This is a genomic window from Synechococcus sp. A10-1-5-1 (assembly GCF_023115425.1).
Taxonomy (GTDB): Bacteria; Cyanobacteriota; Cyanobacteriia; order PCC-6307; family Cyanobiaceae; genus Vulcanococcus.
In genome coordinates, this window is sequence record NZ_CP096032.1 from 1,383,323 (window position 1) to 1,403,293 (window position 19,971).

Genomic DNA, 19,971 nt, shown 5'->3' on the forward strand with positions numbered 1-19,971 from the left:
AGACCGCAAGCTCAGATCATTTGGCACTGCCGGAAAAGATTTAAATAGGCCGCAGTGGATCGATCACGACCAAATTGAGATTGATAAAGAGCTCCAGCTTGCTCAGACATGGTAGCGACACGCTGGGGATCAGCTTGGAGCATGAGCAACGCACCCACAAGGCCTTGGACGTCTCCTTGCTGAATAACGACACCACAAGCTGCCTGGTCAATAATCCGGGCAAGTTCACACTCCTCGCTAGCAATTAACAAGACAGGCCTTGAGCAGGCAAGGATGCCGTAGAGCTTGCTAGGAGCAACAGTGTCCTCTGAACCGGAAATATGGCTGACAAGTGCAACATCACAGGCCGACAGGCTCGTCGACAGCTGCTCGCGCGGTTGATAGGGCTGAAGAATGACATTGGAAAGACCGTAGGCCTGACAATAGGCCTGAATCTGGGATCTTTTCGCTCCTCCCCCCACGAAGACGAACTTAAGGGGACGGTCCGCGAGCAAGCGTGCGGCCTCAAGGATCGTCAGAATGTCGTGAAGACGACCGAAGTTACCTGAATATTGGACAGTGAAGACTGAATCAATACCCCATTCTTGTGCCAAAGAATTAAGAGACTTCTGAGAAGAAGAAACAGGCACCACTGCCCAGTTAGGGATCGATACCAAACGGAAATGGTCACCAAATTCTTTGCGACATCGAGAAATCATCGAGGAGCTCAAGACAACCGTCGCCTGGCTGCCACTCAGAACTAGAGCAAGTAATTGTCGCCAGATCCAAGACAAAGGCCCCTTCGCCGGCAAAACTCCCGTTAAAACAGCGGAACGCGGAAAGATGTCTTGCAGCAAAAAGACGTAGGGTAGTTGCCTGAGGAGAGACATCAGTGGGCCAACGAGCCCTATAAAGGGTGGATTGGAGACAATGAGAAGACCTTGGTCAGTGCGGGCATATCGCAAAAGCCAATACGTACTTCCAAGAAAAAAATGAAGACCATCAATGAGTTTTCCTAGGATGCCAACAGAGACCTTAGATGAAGACGAGAATCGATGAATCGGATAACTCGAGCGAGAAGAACCTGGAGTTGAGGTTAAGACACGCAGGCAACAACCTTGAGCGTGCAAGTCGTCAACCAGATCACTTACTAATTGGGCAGTCGCACCAGTACTTGGCCAGAAGTGCTCTGTAAGGATGATCAGCTCCTTGGCCTGAGTAGAAGGTCCTGTCATAAAGGCAACTCCTTCTGCCTACGCAGAAGCTCGATGACCTTGATCACTATAATTAGTTCATAACCAGCCATCATCAGTGCGAACAGAAGACCCTGCCAGCCCTCAAGAAAACCTGTTTGAAGAAAATACTTTTGGAGAAATCGTAACGGCGGTCGTAGCCACCAAAGCTGGGAAAACAGCAGCCTGATCCTCCGCCAACGCCGGGTTGACAGGGTCGCGCTGCAACGGGTCGTTAAAAAGGCCACGATCTGCTGTGCATCCCAGCTGGCATAGCGCCGATGCCTCTCTATCCAGTCATCAAACCCTTTGCTGTATGCATAGTGTTCATAAGGAACCGATATCCGGCCTATATTAGAGCCGTCCACAAAGCTTTCCCAAACGCCACCTTCAAAGCGGGTGTGTCCTCGGCGAACGAGACGAGGATGCCAGTTAGGGTAACCCTGGGTTCGCTTCAGCCATCGTCCCAAGAACCAATAGCGTGGTGTCAATTCATAAGCATCAATGGAAGTGCCGGACTTCACACATGCCTGTATCGCTTGAACCAAATGCGGCCCCACCTCTTCATCGGCATCGAGGAAAAGAACCCAGTCACTGGATAATCCGCAGTTGTCAAGGGCCCAGTTGCGCTGGTTTGTAATCAAGAATGGGGCATCTTGGCGATGCTGAATAAAGGACGCCTGGTGGAGCTCTGCGACCTGATGAGTTAAGTCAGTACTACCGCTATCCAGCACAAGCAATTCATCGCACCAGCTCAGAGATTTCAGGGCACGACCAAGGTCTTGTTCTTCATTCAGGGTAAGGACTACCCCGGCGATCGTGGGCTGATCAGCCATGATTGAGTACAGCCGCGTACAGCTGCAGGGCTTCGCGCGCAATGAGCTGAGTAGAAAAGCGCTCCTTTACCCACTCCTCTGCACCTAGACCCGGCCTAGGTGAGCGCAAAGCACGCTCAAGCAGCTGGACCCAGGCGTGTTTCGACCGCTCTGCAACAAGAACTCCAGGAGAACCGCGCAATGAACCTGCCACACCGACCCGGTCAGAAATCAGAGAGCCAGAGCCACAGGCCAGAGCCTCTATAACCACATTGCCAAAATTCTCATGGCGACTGGGCAGAAGCAACCAATCAGCCGCGTTGTAGGGAGAAATCAGCTCTCTGGCCGGCAGAGCAGGGTGCCAATGGCAACGACTGGCCAAGCCCAAATCACCAAACTTTCGACGCAGGTTGCGGCCAGTACCATCGTCGTCATCGCCGAGAAATATGATCTGCCAGGGCATATGGGCGAGAGCGTTGAGCACCTCAGGAAGGAGGTCCAACCCCTTTTTATGATGCAGTCGACCAGCAACAAGGAGAAGTGGTTGATCAGTGGGCAACGACATTTGCTCACGCCAGGCCTTTCCAACAGCAGAATCAGAGTGCAGCTGGGACAGCGCGATCGGATTGGCAAGCACCTTCACAGGTGCTTTTAAGCGCAACCAACTGATCTCCCTGACTTCCTGATCAGTCGTGCAATGCAATGCAGCAGCCCGCTGCAGCAAAGGCCTCTCTTTGAGCAGAAAATAAGGAATTTTTTTCCACCACCCACGTCTCCAAGAGTAGGGACCAAGGGCACCGCGCAAAGTCTGGATCACAGGGATCCCAGCGGCATAAGCGGCCCACTGTACTGACAGACCTAGAGGCTGCCAGATCGAACTGAGATGGACCACTTCGGCCCAGGCCATCTGCTCTGGCAATGCCGCAACTAGCGCTTGAGATTGAATCGTCCCTGCGCACCGATCAACGGGGTAATAGGTGACATTGACACCATTCACAAGCTGAGACCTGCCAAGTTTTTCCACTGGGAAGTCAGGTAAACCGGCATTCGTGGTGATGACGCGCAGCTCGACTCCGAGCTGTACTAACCCCTCACAGAGTCGAGAGACACTCATCACAGGGCCGCCAAACTGCCAAGCGGGGGCGTACACCGGTAGAAAATGCAGCACTCTCATCAGAGATGGTCCGGCATCAGCCACTGCGCAAACACCTTCACGTCACTCCATTGGAGCAGAAGGAGCAACATCGATCCAAACAGTGCTAATGGCATCGACCAAGACAAGCTAAGCAGGCTGAGCGCCTGAGCCAAAAGCACGAAACAGGTAGCCAAGCTCAAGAAGGCGAGGGGAAGCATCTTCTCTGGAAACTGCAGATGTCGAAGGACGGGCCAAATAAAACCAAGCAAGGGGAGCAAAACATAGAGCAGACGAACCAGCAGATAGGCAGCTAGACCTGCATTGGGGATCCAGAGCCAGCCCACGAGTGCAGCCACGAGTGCGCTGCCGTTTTGCCAGAAACCGTAAAGACGAGTCTTTCCCTGGGCCAAGAGCGGTTGCACGATGAGTTGCGCGAGACATTCAAACAATGCAGTCAGTAAGAGGAGACGCGTGGGCAACAAGGCAGCCTCAAAACCAGCACCAAAAAGAATTCCCAGCAACCATTGATCACACAAGCAATAGACAAGAAGTACCTGCAACAGCAACAACCAGATCAGACGCAAGGGAATCTCTAGACGCTTGACTTGCACCTGAAAAGCGAGTTCCATACGAAGCTGAAGAAACAAGACTGGAACCAAGGTGGCGGGGAGAAAAGCAAACAACTGCTGCAAGATCTGACCAACCCGTAGATAACCAACCTCCACCAGTCCGCTGCCACGAGCCACTTGCAACAGCAGCGGATAGAAAATCAATGAAGCGAGCAAGTTGGCCCCGTAGAAAGGCAAGCCCCGTTTCAGCAACTGACGTGCGCCGACATGCAACGGTGGCCATAGCCGCAACGGCGTCCACAGAGGGCCGAGCCTCTGCTTCAGCCAAAAACACTGGAGACAAGCCACCAAGCACCACCCTCCCAACGCGCCTGAGACACCCAGCGTGAGGGAACCAACGGCAGCCATAAGCAGCCGTAACGGGAAAAACAGCCCTTGTCTCAAGGAGAGCAGGGCGGTCTGCCGGCTGACCAGGAGCACCTCCCAGGCAGAAGCCGAGACACCCTCGCAACCAACCATCACCAGGAGCATCAGACTCCAGACCCAACGTTGCGGGGAAGTAATGGAAGCAGGAAAGAGAGCTCGACCGAACCAAAGCCAAATCCCCAGCGCAACACACAAGAGCAACGACACAGCGCTACAGATCTGGGAGAGGGACCTCACCAGCTGGATCCCAAATTCCCGCTGGGTAGCCTGAGGATCTCCTCCCAATTCATAATTCAGGGCGTAATCCGCACCGCACCGCACCAAGGTGTCACCGGTTTGGACCGTAGTTGTGACAAGGTTGAACAAACCCAGGTCTGTTGGCCCCAGCCAACGGCTGAGCAGCAGATTGCTGCCAAAGCTGAACAGACGGCCTAGCCCAGCTCCGCTTGCCAAATGCAGCCAACCGCGACGCAAGGCTGAAGTCATGGCAAGGAAACAGCTTCAAGCAAACGCGCTGCCGAGGCAATCGTTGTGTGTTGAAGCACCCATTTCCGAGAGGCCTCAAGCAACTGTTGATAACCAGCTGGATCCGCATCCAATGCGTCCATTTGCTGCCGGAGATCAGCCCATCTCTGATAACTGACGCAGTTGACACCCGCAAGCAGTCCATGAGGAGCACAAGCAGCAGGTTTGGCCTCTAACTGCCTGAGACAGGGAACAGCACCGGCTGCCGCGATCTCGTAGTGCCTGAGGCAGTCCCAGCCCCCCCGCTTCGTCGTCACAGCAAAGCGCGATGCTGCCAGATCGTCGTAGTAAGCCTGCTCGGAGGCAAAAGCGTAGGAGGTATGCAAACCGCAGGCTTGGGCGACCTCAGGATCCACGCAATGGCTAGCCAACCGCTGCTGTTTGCTAGAAAGGTCAAACGGACGAAGCTTCTCCGCGGGGATAGAAAAACTCGCTGGCAACACTCGACATCGACGGCCTTTACCGGCCTCCCCCTGCCACTCCCGCTTGAAGTAGAGGCAGAGTCCTGAGCGTATGGGGAAAGGCTGCCAGCCATAACGCCGAACCCGGGTACCGCTGCGGTGAAAAAGACGCGTATCGTCATCCCCATCGAGCAGCACTACGGGAACCTGTTGCAGCAGAGGCGCTAAATCCAGGAGTTGCCCCCACTGACGCCAAATCTGACCAATCACAACCAGATCAAACCAACCAGTCTCAAGCCGCTGGATCACAAAGGTTCGGTCAACCGGACGATCCGATAACAATCCGTAGAGGGTGAACCCATGGCCACGGACGCCAAGTTGTGGTGCAACGGAACACGTCTCCTGCCCCGCATACAACACATGCTTACGCGGGTAGTCGACAACTTCAAGCCCCAAGGAAACCAGACCATGCAGAAGGGAGTCGGCGAGATAGTCCTCTCGAGACTCTGTGAGGAACAAAACCCGGGATATCAAACCTCTGCCCTCCTCAACCAGCAATAAACAGCGGCACCAATGACCCAAAACAAGAGCAGGTATTTCTGTCGTACCCAAAAGGGAGACCACTGCGTATCCGAAGCCGTTCTAAAGGGAAAGGATTGAAGATAGGTAGACGGCAAATGAGCCAGGAAGAGATGGAAAGAGATGCCAGAAAACCTGAGGCGGGGACAATAAAGATAAAGACGGAACAGAACTTGCACAACGGCTGACAAAAACAGCCAGCCAGCCAGCAAGAATCCAGGCACGGGGCGGCGCTGCTTGAGATCTGTGCGGAAGTAAATACAGAAATTAAGTACAGGCTCAAAGTGTATTGCAAATGTCAACGCCAGCAGGAACGACGAGATCGAAACTCTTGCAGGATCTGCTGAAGAACTAGCAGAGAAGAACTTAAACTTTGCCTACGCTTTTCCATAAATGCTAAACCTGCCGAAGACAAGCGAGACCTCTCTAAAGGACTTGTGCAGATTTGAGATAACTTTGCGGCAAGATCAGAAGGGTCATTTAGGTCGACCAAAAGGGCAGCGCCTGCAACAAAAGCTGAAAGGCTTGGAGAACCAGAGTATATTAGTGGCGTTCCCATTGACAAAGCCTCAAGAGGTGGCAAGTTTGTAGGGCCAAAATAAGTAGGCATAACAAGTGCGAGTGCATTTTTGTACAAGAAAGTTATATCCGAAGAAGACACGAAGCCAGGCATAATAACTTGATCTTCGAGAGCCAAAGACCTTACTGTGTCTCGTATGTACGAAAGATTACCCTTATCTCCACCAACAAAGACAGCCGGGAGGCAAACGTTGTGTTGCTCCCTCAAGATTGATAGGGCTCTTAGAATATATATGTGGTTCTTATGTGGCCAAAATTGTGCGGGGTAAAAAATAAATGTCTCGGGAACCGAGAACGAACATGTAGTCATATCAGTTGTGACACTCTCTGTTGTTTCTGTTAGTCGTCCTGACAAGTAAGGTGACTCTTCAAAGGGCACAACATGCACTCGTGACTCATCAAGACCGTATCGACGCTCAGCATTATGCTTACCTAAAGATGAATCCACAAGGACAGCTGTTGCACGTGGAAGAGCTGACCGAAAAATACGTTCACGGTGGTGGAACTGACGACTATTACGAACTTCCGGAAACTCAGGGTCATCTCGATGGGAGAGATCCCAAAGTGTAATTATAAAGTTAAGAGAATCAAGGTCATTGGACCAAGAAGAAGGAGAAAGGAAGTAAACAAGATCAACATCGTGGAGACGGAGAAAATGCTCGAAAGGACTATATGGGTAAAACTTACACAAGAAGTTGTAACAGTATGGTTCTGTTATGAATCTCCGAATATAAGAGAATGCCAAAGTAAGTCTCGAGGGTGAGAATTCAATGGGAGTAATGTTGATACTACTAAGAGTCTGAAGATTGGAAGGGACAGTCGTAACGAACAGTGGATCGACTAGTGTTGCGGGAAGGGCTTTTACAAGAAGTACCGCATTAAGGGCTTGCTGAAAACCACCACCACTACGAATTGGCTGATCAAGAATAACAGCAACTTTAAGTGGCTTCATGAGATATAGGGTTCCAAGATTAGATGAATAGACTCTGATACAATTGATATTTGATGGTCGTCAAGGCCGAGGCCAGATGGAATGTAAAGACCATATTCGTGTAGTGATTCACATGTGGTCAGGTCTGTAGAGTGACGACTCTCATAGTTAGAGAGAACTGGTTGAAGGTGTAACGGGTAGAAGAATGGACGAGTTCCAATGCCGTGCCTCTTCAGAGAAGCTGCAAATTCCTTAGCTGAAAGACCAAGGTTGCTATCAAGTACAACAGGATAGACCCAGTAGATGTTTGAGGCATAAGAGGTTGATGCCACAGGTAGTTTTATTGCAGGAATATCAGAAAGCAACTGGTCATAAGTGGCTCCGATATAGCGTTTGCGGTCAAGTGCTGTGTCGATTTTTTCTAGCTGAGCAAGGCCGACTGCTGCCTGAAGATTAGACATACGATAATTCCAACCAAGTTCTGTATGTACAAATCGGTTAGATTCCGAAAAACAAAGATTACGCAGGCTTCTGCATCGTTCGGCAATTCCAGGGTCATCTGTAAGAATCATTCCACCCTCTCCTGTTGTAATGATCTTGTTGGGGTAGAAACTGAGGGTACTTATATCACCAAAAGAGCCACAACGACGCTCATAATACTTTTGCCCAAGCATCTCAGCAGTATCTTCGATAAGGTGGATACCGTACGAATTGCAAATCTCAAGAATAGGGTTTAGATCTACCGGCAACCCGTATATATGAACAGCAATGATGGCTTTTGTACGTGGTGTTATAAGGGACTCGATCTGGAAAGAGTTGATATTAAATGTATCTGGAAAGCAATCAACAAAAACAGGGGTGGCCCCTGATCGAAGGACCTGGTGAATGCAGGATATGATTGTAAAGGAGGGAATGATTACTTCGTCACCTGGACCAATATTTAGAGATGCGACCGCTACATCTAGTGCTGCAGTTCCATTAGAAACGGCTATTGCGTATTTGCGGCCGACATATCGTGCAACATTTTCCTCAAATGCGGACACATAGCCGCCTTCTGAGGAAATCCAGCCAGTTTCGATGCAATCTTGCAGGTATAGAGACTCTTTGCCTTGCAAGAGAGGAGTATTTACAGGTATAAAGTCGCGCGTCATTGCAGTGGCTCTAATAGAGTAAGTGTAACGGAAAAAGGCTAAAACCGCTCCTTATCAGACTCCCCAGCATAGGGCCCCTGCTTGACTTCGATGATCTCGGCTTCTTCTAAGATTTTGAAACCATGACCTCCACGTGCCAATACTAATATATCGCCTGCACTTAGTATAAGACTAGAAATGTACTCTTTTGTCCTCTCATAGAAATCAACCTGCACGCGACCGGATCGAAGGATAAGCACTTCGCTGGTGAAGCTGATGCTTCTCGATGTGGGAAGGTGAATATGTGGGGTAATAACGTGGCCGGAGGGTCTCCTCATAAGCCCAAGCTGTTGAGAAAATGAATCAGGAGTCAAGAACTCAATAGGGGATTGCAAGGAGTATGAAGCTGACACATATATAGCAAGGATCTCGGATGGCGAATTACGAGACGCTATTTCGAGTATACCTCGGCTGTTGGTCATCTTGTTAGAATGTACGCCTTATCTTAGCATGATAAGTGGGAGAACATGGGGATGAAAACCAGGAAAGGCGAATCTATTTTCGATTTTGTTGGGCGCAAAGGCGAGATTGTGCAAGAATGATCTGAACTAGGAGTTCAGAGCGCATGAGGCGTTCGTTCGTCAATCAAGTAGCAAAAGCTTTCTTGACGCCAGCGATTATTGCTAGAGATGTGGCCAAGATGGTACTGATTTACATGCCTGGCACGACTGGCATAATATTAAGACGGGCTTATTACAAGCTAAGATTTAAGTCCTGCGGCAAAAGGTTTACTGTGCTATCTGGCGTTGAGATAGAAGGCTGCAAATTCATAAGCGTAGGGGACAACGTAATGATAGACCGTGGATGTATTATATCGTCTGGAGCAGAACTGTCCGGTAATGTGTTGCACGGAAAAGAAGTAGGCCTTTACAATCAGTTGGGTGCAGTGCACATTGGGGATAACGTGCATATATGTCAGCATTGCATATTAATGGGCTACGGAGGGATCTCGATTGGAGACAATTGCGTTCTAAGTGCATGCACAAAGCTATATTCACTGTCAAGCCTACACGTCAACCCTAATGACAAGGCAGCGGTCATTTCGGTATATCCTTATGAGAAAGGATATTTCAGGCTAGGAAAGATTTCGATAGGCTTTAATACATGGATTGGGTTAAACTGTATAGTAATGCCAGGAGTAGATATAGGTGAGAATACTTTCTGCGTTTCAAACTCTGTGGTTACCCGTGACTTAGCAAGTAACTCATACGCGACCGGTCACCCAGCTCATGCCATTGGCTTACGTTTCCAGGAAAGTCCTTCATGAATGGATCTGTTGGAGAAAGCCAGCAGTAGAGTATCAACTGATTCTTAAGTTGTGATCTAAAAGCTTAGTAGCCGCCAAGATGCCAGAGGTATTCCCATATGAAGTATAAGAGACATTGGATGTAAAGGCAAAAGCATTTAAATGCACGATATAATTTACTCTCGACTACAGACCTTGCGGTGAGTTTAGATTTGACAACTCATATGGTTCAGATCGAATAGGCAATGGTCGGGCAGAATAGGACACTGCGGCTTGTGTTCAAACATTAAAGTGGGATAGCACCGGTGAAAATGCTGAATTCATAGCAAATGGAACAGATGGATCAGTAATGATAGATTTGTATTGTTGATAGGCGATTAGACAGCAGGCTCTTTACAAGGACTAGCACCGCCAATATGGTAATGAGTACTTAATGGTATTATGTATTTGGGAATAATAGAGGTGGATACTTTATCCACGCATACACTGAGATGTATCCTACTCTTACGATAGGATGCATCAAGAGAGAGAGACTCCATGAGCAGTTATTACAATGTCTATTGCATCTCAAGCCCGCAAGAAGCTCTGGCTGTTAAACGTGTCAGCAGAGATTTCCAGATTGACGTCTGTTATGCAATTAAGTATCAGGCTTGCACTGACGGATTATATTATGACGTAATACGATCAATACTAAATGATCAAAAGGTCGAGTTCTTAGAGCTTGGTCTTCGCAATCATCGAATAGAAGTGAATAGTTGTCGGTTGGCCAAGGCTTTAAAAGCGGTCGTATGGAATTTACAAAGTATAAGAAGAGTCATTTCTCATATTGAGGAAGAAGTTGCTGCATCAGCACGAGGGCCTCAACCAGTTATCAGATTGTTTGCTCAAAAAGATTCTCCTATCTTTGACCTTATGAAGTATCAGGGTGATTATGAGTGCATCAACATTGATCACTGTCCATCAGATGCAGGATCCAGGGAGTTACTTGGTAGTCAAAGAATGCAAGACAATGGGTTCAAGATATTAAGCAAGTTCAGGCATATCTTATTAGAAGACGGTATCACACTAGAAAGTCTGCTAAAGGTTTGTCGGTGGTCTTGCAGGACTGTGTGTAGGTTTCTCTTTGTTGGTGCTGTACGTACCGTCTACACTGATTTTTGCAAAGATAGCATCGCAAAGTGCGGGTATAGCTGGATCCCAGCACGAGCTCATAGTCTTTTAGAATATAAAGACCTGCAGGTCTTCGTAGAATTAAAGGATGGTGGCAGGTTGATTGCCAATGGAAGCTGCATCTTACTGGTTGAGCACATTGCTCAGTATACGAATATCCATGAGTTGCATGAGGAGTTGAGCAAGAAAGACATGGTATCTATCTATACTCGGATGTGCAAGTATCACTGCTTTACAAATGAACTAATACTCTTAAAACTGCACCCGGCAGTTGAAGAGTTTGCTTCCAAGTCAAGCATTAGACTATATGCAGATAGCATAATTAGTCGCTTAGCGGAGATCGGCTACAATAGAGTGTACTTGATAAGCGACTACATAGATGATGAGGTGAAGTCTGTGTACCCAATCGAGTGCCTAAAGAAGTGCCTGAGAGTAAAAAAAGTTGTTGGGATATACAGTTCTGTGATGGTTAACATGTCTTGCTTTGAAGACGTAAGGATAATAAGTGACTGCAGGGAAGTATCGTTCTTTAGAGACTTGCGAGACCGTCAGTCACGATTGACGAACTTCACGTTCGAGGCTTATTGATGTTTACTGCGAATAGGTTTGATAAAGTGGTTTTTCGTTGTCGCAGTCAGACACAGGAACGCGCCTGCAAAGTTGAACGGCTAGGATACATTATGAATAGATTAGATTAACGATAAGCGTTGAAACACCTCTCTACGTAGACGCCTAAAGCAGCTCTAGCTTCTTTCGGCAAGAGGATTCTTCGTTGCAAATATAGAGATCCTATCTCATGAGTCCTTCTTTTTGGTCACCACTCAGATCGGTGAAGACTTTCCATAGAGATCACATTGACTTCTTGTATGACATGCTAAAGACTTATCTAGTTGCATTGTCTCGGCAGGATTTGCAGGAGAAGTGAGATTTCGAGTCGTCATGCTACAGGATTCAACTCCGACGCTCTAACCTCACATACCGTGCATACTCAGCCCAAGACCAGACTTATATCTATTAGTTGGGTCCTATGCATCGTTAAATTCAGAAAGCTGATCCATCGGTTGATCTATAAGAGCTGACGTTGATCAGCCCCGCACCACTGAAAAGTGGCTGGCCTGCAATTGCGCTGTCCACTCAGCCGCCTTAGTGGATCGACGCAAAAGGCAGCTCAGCCACCGGTTAACGCTCGATCAACAGCAACTTCAGGAAGGCATAGGCGTCATCATCGCTGTACCCTCAGGCGCAGCACCAGGCTGATTGCCGCACCTCTTTCAACCGTGGGGCGCACCATCAGGGTCAGGGACTTTGCAAGTCTCAAACCCCTGCAGCAACCACCAATGCCGGATAAACCTTCAAGATGATCCATATCAATGTCAATCAGCTTGCAAGCATTAACAAATGGTGCACCGGATCACTGTGGAGAGCGTGGTCTTAGCCGCTGCAATAGTGAGGGCTTCGGAAGAAACCCGTCGATATTCATGACTCAACATGGTGGATTAGACGGAATTCTTCGGCGATGAGAATCAGACCACGCAGTAGTGAATGGGCGAGGCAGTCCTGACAGGACTCATTCAGATACAAGACCCTCGAAATCAAGCCTCTGCCCTAGTGAACCAATGGTCAATAGCGGTACCAATCACCCAGAAGACGAATAGGTATTTTGGCAATTCCCAAAGCAAAGCCCAGGCAGTCTCCGAAACAGTTCCGAAGGGAAAAGACTGCAGATAGGTCGCCGGCAGGAGAACCACCAAGATCTGGAATGTGCTTCCTGGAACGCTGATGCTGCGATACCAAAGACGGAAGAAGACCTGCACAACGGCTGCCACTACCAGCGAGCCCAGCAATAATCCAAGCACAGACCAGCGCCTCATGAGATCTGCAGGCAGGCTGAAGCAGGGGAACCAAACCTGGGTCAAAGGGCTGGGCTTCACCCGCTGAAGTTGCTTGGCAATCAGATGTCCATCAAATAGAACGGGTTGGTCAGGCAAGACATGCTTTGGCACCCAGAGATAAACCAAGCTGCCTAAGCCCCGAGAACCGACCAGGGGCTGGTCTCGGTTTTCGGGGGTGAAGAGGTAGGGGTCATGGCAGGCATAGAGATCCCGACCCAACCAGCGCGCCTTAGCCAACAACGGCTCTGGTTGTATCAAGGACGAACCAATAGACTGAAGGCGGCCAGTCCAGCTATCAGCCCGCTGAAAAGCGGAACTCTCCCGTACAACATAAATCAGCGGAGACAACACTAGAACAAGCACCGCCAAAGCCAGTGCAAAGCAACGCAAGCGGCGGGGGTCGCTCAGGACAAACCAGAGGCCAAAAAGTAAAAGCAGAAATGGATAAAACAGCAACCCCCTTGATCCGCTCAACAGAGCTGCTGCCAGAAAAGCGAGCATCTCGGCGCCTAAAACCCAACGCCCCAAACGGTTCAGGAGTCGCCACCAGAGAGGAAATAGTAAAAACCAGAGGTCACGTAAGCGTGAAAATGCCGCCACAGGCGTGTCCAAGCGCCAAAGCTGCTGGGTCCAGCTCATATAGGCGTCGACCTGACGGTCAAAAGCACCGGAGAGCACTGACAGGGTGATGTAGACCGCCATGTAGAGGCTCAGAAGCACACCTAGAGCGGTCAGTTGCGCACGCAATCGAGGCTGGTTGATCGCTTCCACAGACCATGACGCCTGGGGCAGAGCCCTCGCCGCTTGGGCAATCGCCCGCCGCTGCGGCAAGGCCAATAGCAGCAATGCAGCCGTCAGGCTCAACCAAAGCAGCTGCGCCGGCGGCCCGTAGCGGATCCAGATCTCGACAAAAGCATGACCTCCACTGCCTCCCAATGCCAAGAACAGTGGACCAAGCCCCCAGCGCAGACATAGGCCAATGAAAAGCACTGTGAGCGGTGGCAGGGGCAGTGCTTGAAGCAACGGTGCCTCTAACCACAACGCAACGGTCAAACCCCAGACCGCGGTGAATCCCAGCAATGCCAACCAGGGCTGCTGCCAGGTCAGCGGCAGGCTCAGCAGCCAAAGACCGAGACAAGCCAGCGCTGAGCGCTGGGGCTGCAGGACCCAGGGGGAAGCCTGACCCAATAGCTGCTGCAAACGGGAACGCATCAGGTGGGCGGTAGCAGGGGGCGATCTGTACCGCGAATTCTGAAGCGCATTGGCAAAGTGCTCAGCAACGCAAACGCAGTCGGCACCAGACCCACGTGCCTTTGGATCAAAGCGAGTTGGTGGACAGTTGCTTTGATACCAAACCGCGGCAAAGCCTTGATCACATTCCACAACAAGAACTGCGCATGGTGCGCCGCCCACCGCCGGCGCCGGCCACAGCTCTGCAACTGGGGATGCCGTAGGAGCCCGCTGAGGACCTCAAGAGTTTCAAGGTTCTCGCGCTGTAACTTGCGATTGCTGACCGACAACTGCCACTCATGCACGCGCACTCGAGCGATGGGCTCGCGGCGCAAGAGCACGGAGGTTTGCGAGCTGGCCCGGATCAGCCATTCCCAATCAGCGGATTGGCTCCAGTCGGCGCGCCACGGTCCTGCGTCACGGAACAACGATTGCCGGATCAGTAGGCCGGTGATGTTGCCGTTGATGCTCCCATATTGCAGCAACGGCTGAAGTAATGCACCGGGTTCGAACAATCGCGTGATGGGTGCAAAACGATCGTAAAAAGCGCCATTGACATCAGTGCGGAAGTCGCCATTGGCATCGATAGAGTGATAGCTCGACAGCATCAAGCTCACCTCCGGCGCAGAGGAAATCGCCTTCTTGAGCTGGCCAATCGCCTGGTGCTCTAGGCAATCATCACTACAAAGAATCAATTGCCAAGGCGTCTCGACCTCATCGATCGCGGCATTGAGGTTGCCAAACAAGCCCAGGTTCGTCGGGCGCCTGACCACCTTGACGCGGGAATCAGACCTTTGCTGCTGAATGAGCTCGGCTGTCTGCGCATCCGAACCATCATCAGCGATTAAAAGGCGCCAATCGGGATCATCTTGAAGATAAACGCTCTCGAATGCCTCACGCAACAACTCAGGGCGCCCATAGACAGGAAGCACGATGGTGATGAGATCACTCACAACAATTCCATCTCCCGCAAAAGCTCAAGCAAATCCGCTGGAGCAACCGTGAAGTCATCGGTCTCCAAGTCGCAGCGAGTCGCCAAAAGATGCCCGTGGCTTAAGCCAAGGACATCCGCCATGGCGTAGTAATGGCAAAAGGCAGCCGGCCGAGGCAGGAACTCCACAATGCTCGCCTGAGGTCCACAAGCAACGAGGTTGCTGAAACCTGCCCCGTGGGCACCGACCAACAGTGCACTTTCTGAGAACAAGCGCAGCTGCTCGGTCACGCTGAGGTCCTCCAAGCAGTGCCGTTCAAATCCATAGGGATCCAAGGCAGCAAGCAGCTGATCTTCGTTCAAACAACGGCGACGGCTACTTCGCTGCCGAGAGATCAAGACTCGACGCCAAGGTTGCCGTGAAGACTGAAGCTGATCGCGGCAACGGCGATGGAGCCAATGCAACTGAGCCGGACTGACCACTACCTCACTGCTGTGCTCCTGCACTGCGAACTGACAGAGAGACTCAGAGGCCAACGCAACGCCCTGGACCACAGGCAGTTCTGAAGCAAAAAACCCCAGCAGTGGTGCCACATAGGACGGGAGTAAACGCCTTGGCCGATGGCTCAAAGCCAGTGCCGCTCCCGGGAGTGGGTTAAGGCCGAAATGCTCCTGAAGGAACAAAGGGGATAAGCCCGGCTGCGTCAACCAGTGAAAGTAGTTGGGATTGTTGTGGGAGCTGAGGAACAGCAAAGGCTGTTGGTAGCGCTGAGGATCACGAGTCCTGTGCCACCAGCCTGGAGGGAGAGCACCTGCACGCCTCCAACGGCGGACGTTGGCGACCGCATTCGTTCTGTTGGACTCATAAAGGCGCCGCTGGCCAAATCGCAACAAGCCGGACTGCAAACTCACCTTGGCTATTGCTGAGGCTTGGATTAACCATTGCCGGCCACTGATCTTGAGCTCAGGCGTCAGACAGGCCATTGGTTCATGCAAACATGCTGAGACCTGTCTGGGCCGAAAGGTTTCTTCAAGGCACCAAGACTGAACACCAGGCTGATCACACAACTCGGAAAGAGTTTCATCCGATGGATAGAACGGACGCACCAGATCGAGCATCAGGTGACCCCCCTGGGCAACCGAAACCCGAGCAGGGCTGTTAACAGCATCAACTGAAGCCAAGCCTTCGGAAGATCCCATAACAGGAACCAAAGCATCGTGAGGGTCGTGTTGTTAACCCAAGTGCCTACCAGGCTGAGCACGAGCAACTGCCCGAGCAGGCCAGCCATCGGTTGACGCGCGAGCATCCACAGCAGAATCGACTGGATCAGGGCAAGCAGAGCACCCAATGCCGCACTGACGAAGATCACCCCAGGCCAGCGCCAGCGCCACCAGGCATCGGCAAAGAGGCTCAACGTGCCCTGGGAGATCTCACCTGGACGCAGGCCGAGCTCATCGGAAAGGGTCTGCACGAGCTCCTGACCGTCAAACAGGCTTGGGGCAGCTGGGACAAACGTGTTTGGGATCAAGCCCAATGGCAGGCTTTCGAAGCCTGAAAAACCCCTTCGGCTCAACTCACGCTGGCTACATGCTTCAAAGAGCCGCACAACGTTCCAGCGTTGAGAAGACACATCGGCCAGCTCGGATGCAGGGACACCGAGTAGACAACGGGCCTCGGGATCTTTTTCCAGTTGGCGTCCTAAATCGGCACTGCAATCAGAAGCCTGAAGCAATAGATAGAACTCGTGGGTTGTTCCCATGAGCTGCTTGCCAATCTGAAAGGTTTCAAACGTGCGCTGCAGCGCGGGATTGGTGGAGTCGCCTTCGCGCTGAACACGAATCACCTCCGCCACCGGTAGAAAAAGCAACCCACCCAGCACCAGAAGGAGTGCCGCCCGCTTCCAAGGCAAACGGCGCCAAATCACAGCACCGAGAAACAGATAGAGCGGAAGAGCCAGCAATTGGCCCCGACTCGACGAGCCCAGAACCAAGGCCGTCCAACTGGAGAGCAGCAGCACAACAGCAGACCGCTGCAAGCGAGACCAACCTGTCCAGGCAAATGGCAGGAGCACCAAACCAACCGGTGCCAGACGTGACAGCAACCCCGTCCCGATCAAGAGCTTGGCGATCCATGAAGCCTGCAGGGCCTGCTGCTGCTGTTGGGGATCCCGAAGAAACAAGCCCGTGGCGGTCATCCCCAATAAAACGATCACGCTTAAGACCACGAGGGCAAAACTCAGCCGCTGCAGCCTGAGCCGATGCCGCTCCGCAAGACGCAGCAAGGGCTCCTGCGGTTTCGGGCCAACCGCAGTTCGGACTAGGGAGTAACCACAAACCAAAGCCGGTAGGCCAAGCGCTAACAACAGCGCCAGGCGGTCCAAAGATCCAAGTGTTGAGGCTGTCCCATAGCCAAAAAGGCTGCTGGGATCCAGGCGCCAAAGGGTCCAGCCAAGTCCGTAGGTGAGGCTGTACATCACGGTCACAACCAAACCCAGGCTTGGCAGCCCCCGTTTCAGCAAATCCCAATCCGCTCTGCAGATCACCACCAGGGAGAAAGCAATGGCGACCCAGAGCACCGCAATGCTCATGGGCAACTCCAGAGGCGACTCATCACCAAGCGATGCCCGGTCGACAGCGTTCGGGAGACCTCCGAAGCATGGGTGCAACCCTCAAGAGTGCTGAACGCAGGCACATCCCTGACCTGCAGCTTGAGCCTGGGACTGGCGTCCATTTCCACATGTCCAGCCAGCTGGCGGTAGCCAATAAACAACGGGAGCGGGCCAACACTGTCATCGACGGTTGGACTCAAAGGCAGGTTCCCATTGAGTTGGGCCTGACGCAGGCTTTCTTTGGCAGAGACAGCCCAGTAGTCCAATGCGGTGGTCTTGTGGTCGTGGCGGAGACGCCCCCACTCATTCAGATAAGCGCTCTGGTACGGGTTCAATGCGAGATCGTCAAGCACCAGAACGAAGGCCAACGCTGCGGCGAGGGCAAGCAGCGCCCGACGAAGCAAGAGCGGTCCTTGCCATTGCCAAAGACGCTGAAAGCCAAATGCGGCGACTACGGCCAAGGCGGGATAGACGAAAAGGGTGTGGCGATCAGCGTCGTAGAGATTCGACTGCCGCAACGCCGCCATACCTGGAACCAATGCCGCCTGGGACAAGAGAAGCCACCAGGGGGTTCCCAACCTCAGACTTTTGGGGTCTCGGCGAAGGCGATGGAAACACCAGGCCGTTTGCAACGCCACCAGCAAGATCAGCAGCAACGGCCATTTGATGGACCACCAATTCCAGAGGTAACGGAGGGTTAGCCAGCCGGGTTGATTAATCCCGATACAGGAGCCACCCCACCACATGCAGCCGCCCCATTCATGGCGAGCAAAGGTGTCAAACGCCTCGCGCAGATAGACCCAAGGCCACAGGCCCCAGCTGGCCGGCTGCAGGAGGAGGGCCAACAACAAACCTGCTGAGGGAACACAGACCGATCGCCACAACGATCGCCCCGCAGGAGGTTTCAGCCCAAAAAGCAATAGCTCTGTCAGGAGAACGGGAACAATCGCCACAAATTTCTGATTGATCAGCAGCCCGGAAGCAAAAACCGACCAACCAAACCAGCGCACGTCTGTGCTGCGATATCGCCTCAACAGGGTGAACGTAAAGGCCGTATAAAACAGCGCAAAGGGAATGTCCTTGGGATTCACAAATGAGTGCCCAAGAAGCGATGGGGTCAGTAAGGTGAGACAACCTGCTAACCAGGGGAAACGGGCACCCAGCTCGCGCGCGATGGCAGTCACCAGCCAGCTCAGGCCGAGAAACTCAGCGGCGAGAAGCAAATGGGAAGTGAAATAAAAACCCGTGAGCTGATGCTCGGCTGCGGGATAAAACAGTGCTTGTGGGAGTGTCAGACGACCAACCAACAGCGATTGCTGCAAGAACCAAAAGATCCACGCAGGCAGAAGACCGACGACTCCGTAATACTCAAGATTGGAGTGGATATTCCGGTAGTCCGGCGAGTCCCCGTGCAGCATTTGAGCGGCATGGGCAATCTGAGTCCGAATGCCAAGGTAATCGGTTTCCTCGTCCCATGAAGTAACTCCACTCGCCAAGGCGGCGACTGCCAGTACGACATACAGGCCAACAGCCCACCAATACAGACGACGATCCCAGGCTTTCGGGATCAATGGTCTAGGCACTCAACCGCTCGCGGAAATCCGCAATCGTCCGATCTAATCCCTGCTCCAAGGCCACCGTGGGCTGCCAGCCCAAATGCTGTTGGGCCAAGGTGATCACCGGCTGTCGCTGCAGGGGGTCATCCTGAGGCAGAGGCTTGCAGATCAACTCGAGCGAAGGATTGATCTTGGCACGCACGAGTTCGGCCAACTGGCGAATGGTGAACTCACCCGGATTACCGATATTGATTGGTCCTGTTTCGGAACCATTCATCAAACGAATGATGCCCTCGACCAAATCATCGACATAGCAGAAGGACCGTGTCTGGGAGCCGTCGCCATAGAGCGTCAGGGGCTCACCCCGTAAAGCCTGGACGATAAAATTACTCACCACCCGACCATCATCGGGAAGCATGCGCGGGCCGTAGGTGTTAAAGATGCGCACCACGCGGATCTCCGTATCGTGCATCCGCTGATAGTCAAAACACAGGGTCTCAGCAATGCGCTTGCCCTCGTCGTAGCAGCTGCGGATTCCGATCGTGTTCACACAGCCGCGATAGCTCTCAGGCTGAGGGTGCACATCTGGATCGCCATACACCTCAGACGTACTGGCCAAGAGCAGCCGAGCACCGACCCGCCGGGCCAGGCCAAGCATGTTGTAGGTGCCAAGGAAACTGGTCTTGGCCGTCTTGATCGGATTGTGTTGGTAGTGAACCGGTGACGCCGGGCAAGCCAAGTGCCAGATGCGATCGACCTCCAAGCGGATCGGCTCGGTGACGTCGTGACGGATCAACTCGAAGCGTGGATGCCCCAGCCAACGCTCAATGTTCTGCTTGCGGCCGGTGAGGTAGTTATCCAGGCAAATCACTTCCTCTCCCGCTTCCATCAAACGGTCCACGAGATGGGAGCCGACAAAACCGGCTCCACCGGTGACCAGATTGCGTTTGATTGAAGAAGGCATGGAACCAGCGGA

The 19,971-nt window shown here is 52.1% G+C and carries 15 protein-coding genes; 2 read left to right on the plus strand and 13 right to left on the minus strand.

Annotation, left to right across the window (positions count from 1 at the left end; all coding sequences use genetic code 11):
• Positions 1 to 11: 11 nt before the first annotated feature.
• The 7 genes from MY494_RS07565 to MY494_RS07595 all read right to left on the minus strand — a co-directional run bounded on the left by MY494_RS07565 (position 12) and on the right by MY494_RS07595 (position 8,322).
• A complete protein-coding gene (locus MY494_RS07565; protein ID WP_247909621.1) occupies positions 12 to 1,214 on the minus strand; it encodes a glycosyltransferase family 4 protein in 1,203 nt (400 codons plus the stop codon).
• Positions 1,211 to 2,047, minus strand: coding sequence for a glycosyltransferase family 2 protein (locus MY494_RS07570; protein WP_247909622.1), 837 nt, complete (start codon positions 2,045 to 2,047; stop codon positions 1,211 to 1,213). The genes MY494_RS07565 and MY494_RS07570 overlap by 4 nt, the downstream gene beginning before the upstream one ends.
• Positions 2,040 to 3,140, minus strand: coding sequence for a glycosyltransferase (locus MY494_RS07575; protein ID WP_247909623.1), 1,101 nt, complete (start codon positions 3,138 to 3,140; stop codon positions 2,040 to 2,042). The genes MY494_RS07570 and MY494_RS07575 overlap by 8 nt, the downstream gene beginning before the upstream one ends.
• A gap of 59 nt (positions 3,141 to 3,199) precedes the next feature.
• Entirely contained in the window at positions 3,200 to 3,982 is a 783-nt protein-coding gene (locus MY494_RS07580) for a hypothetical protein (protein ID WP_247909624.1), read from the minus strand.
• A 656-nt stretch (positions 3,983 to 4,638) separates the two neighbouring features.
• The gene (locus MY494_RS07585) at positions 4,639 to 5,694 is read right to left on the minus strand and encodes a hypothetical protein (RefSeq protein ID WP_247909625.1); all 1,056 of its coding nucleotides are present in this window, start codon (positions 5,692 to 5,694) and stop codon (positions 4,639 to 4,641) included.
• Positions 5,695 to 5,959: 265 nt separating this feature from the next.
• Positions 5,960 to 7,192 carry a glycosyltransferase family 1 protein gene (locus MY494_RS07590; protein ID WP_247909626.1) on the minus strand — a complete coding sequence of 411 codons (1,233 nt, stop codon included), beginning with the start codon at positions 7,190 to 7,192 and terminating at the stop codon, positions 5,960 to 5,962.
• Positions 7,189 to 8,322, minus strand: coding sequence for a DegT/DnrJ/EryC1/StrS aminotransferase family protein (locus MY494_RS07595; protein WP_247909627.1), 1,134 nt, complete (start codon positions 8,320 to 8,322; stop codon positions 7,189 to 7,191). Before MY494_RS07595 ends, MY494_RS07590 begins: the two co-directional genes overlap by 4 nt.
• Positions 8,323 to 9,151: 829 nt before the next feature.
• Here MY494_RS07595 and MY494_RS13310 point away from each other — a divergent pair.
• A complete protein-coding gene (locus MY494_RS13310; RefSeq protein ID WP_371820714.1) occupies positions 9,152 to 9,628 on the plus strand; it encodes a DapH/DapD/GlmU-related protein in 477 nt (158 codons plus the stop codon).
• Between the two features lie 516 nt (positions 9,629 to 10,144).
• Entirely contained in the window at positions 10,145 to 11,365 is a 1,221-nt protein-coding gene (locus MY494_RS07600; protein ID WP_247909628.1) for a hypothetical protein, read from the plus strand.
• A 1,004-nt stretch (positions 11,366 to 12,369) separates the two neighbouring features.
• Here the strand turns inward: MY494_RS07600 and MY494_RS07605 are convergent.
• The 6 genes from MY494_RS07605 to MY494_RS07630 form a co-directional block, all read right to left on the minus strand.
• Positions 12,370 to 13,881, minus strand: a complete 1,512-nt coding sequence (locus MY494_RS07605; protein WP_247909629.1) for a hypothetical protein — start codon at positions 13,879 to 13,881, stop codon at positions 12,370 to 12,372.
• Complete coding sequence (locus MY494_RS07610) at positions 13,881 to 14,852, minus strand: glycosyltransferase (RefSeq protein ID WP_247909630.1); 972 nt, start codon at positions 14,850 to 14,852, stop codon at positions 13,881 to 13,883. The genes MY494_RS07605 and MY494_RS07610 overlap by 1 nt, the downstream gene beginning before the upstream one ends.
• Entirely contained in the window at positions 14,849 to 15,814 is a 966-nt protein-coding gene (locus tag MY494_RS07615) for a DUF563 domain-containing protein (protein WP_247909631.1), read from the minus strand. Before MY494_RS07615 ends, MY494_RS07610 begins: the two co-directional genes overlap by 4 nt.
• Before the next feature lie 134 nt (positions 15,815 to 15,948).
• Positions 15,949 to 17,418: a hypothetical protein gene (locus tag MY494_RS07620; protein ID WP_247909632.1), complete on the minus strand. Its 1,470-nt coding sequence runs from the start codon at positions 17,416 to 17,418 to the stop codon at positions 15,949 to 15,951.
• On the minus strand, positions 17,415 to 19,010 hold the full coding sequence (locus MY494_RS07625) for a hypothetical protein (protein WP_247909633.1): 1,596 nt from the start codon (positions 19,008 to 19,010) through the stop codon (positions 17,415 to 17,417). Before MY494_RS07625 ends, MY494_RS07620 begins: the two co-directional genes overlap by 4 nt.
• Before the next feature lie 4 nt (positions 19,011 to 19,014).
• Positions 19,015 to 19,959 (minus strand): UDP-glucuronic acid decarboxylase family protein, encoded by a 945-nt coding sequence (locus MY494_RS07630; protein ID WP_247909634.1) that lies wholly within the window; start codon positions 19,957 to 19,959, stop codon positions 19,015 to 19,017.
• Positions 19,960 to 19,971 lie beyond the last annotated feature (12 nt).

Bases quoted from the DNA above. Each gene is read 5' to 3' on its own strand.
- MY494_RS07605 (WP_247909629.1), bottom strand. From the start codon at position 13,881: ATGCGTTCCCGTTTGCAGCAGCTATTGGGTCAGGCTTCCCCCTGGGTC.
- MY494_RS07565 (WP_247909621.1), bottom strand. From the start codon at position 1,214: ATGACAGGACCTTCTACTCAGGCCAAGGAGCTGATCATCCTTACAGAG.
- MY494_RS07615 (WP_247909631.1), bottom strand. From the start codon at position 15,814: ATGGCCTGTCTGACGCCTGAGCTCAAGATCAGTGGCCGGCAATGGTTA.
- MY494_RS07595 (WP_247909627.1), bottom strand. From the start codon at position 8,322: ATGACGCGCGACTTTATACCTGTAAATACTCCTCTCTTGCAAGGCAAA.
- MY494_RS07600 (WP_247909628.1), top strand. From the start codon at position 10,145: ATGAGCAGTTATTACAATGTCTATTGCATCTCAAGCCCGCAAGAAGCT.
- MY494_RS07630 (WP_247909634.1), bottom strand. From the start codon at position 19,959: ATGCCTTCTTCAATCAAACGCAATCTGGTCACCGGTGGAGCCGGTTTT.
- MY494_RS07590 (WP_247909626.1), bottom strand. From the start codon at position 7,192: ATGAAGCCACTTAAAGTTGCTGTTATTCTTGATCAGCCAATTCGTAGT.
- MY494_RS07575 (WP_247909623.1), bottom strand. From the start codon at position 3,140: ATGAGTGTCTCTCGACTCTGTGAGGGGTTAGTACAGCTCGGAGTCGAG.
- MY494_RS07620 (WP_247909632.1), bottom strand. From the start codon at position 17,418: ATGAGCATTGCGGTGCTCTGGGTCGCCATTGCTTTCTCCCTGGTGGTG.
- MY494_RS13310 (WP_371820714.1), top strand. From the start codon at position 9,152: ATGATAGACCGTGGATGTATTATATCGTCTGGAGCAGAACTGTCCGGT.
- MY494_RS07570 (WP_247909622.1), bottom strand. From the start codon at position 2,047: ATGGCTGATCAGCCCACGATCGCCGGGGTAGTCCTTACCCTGAATGAA.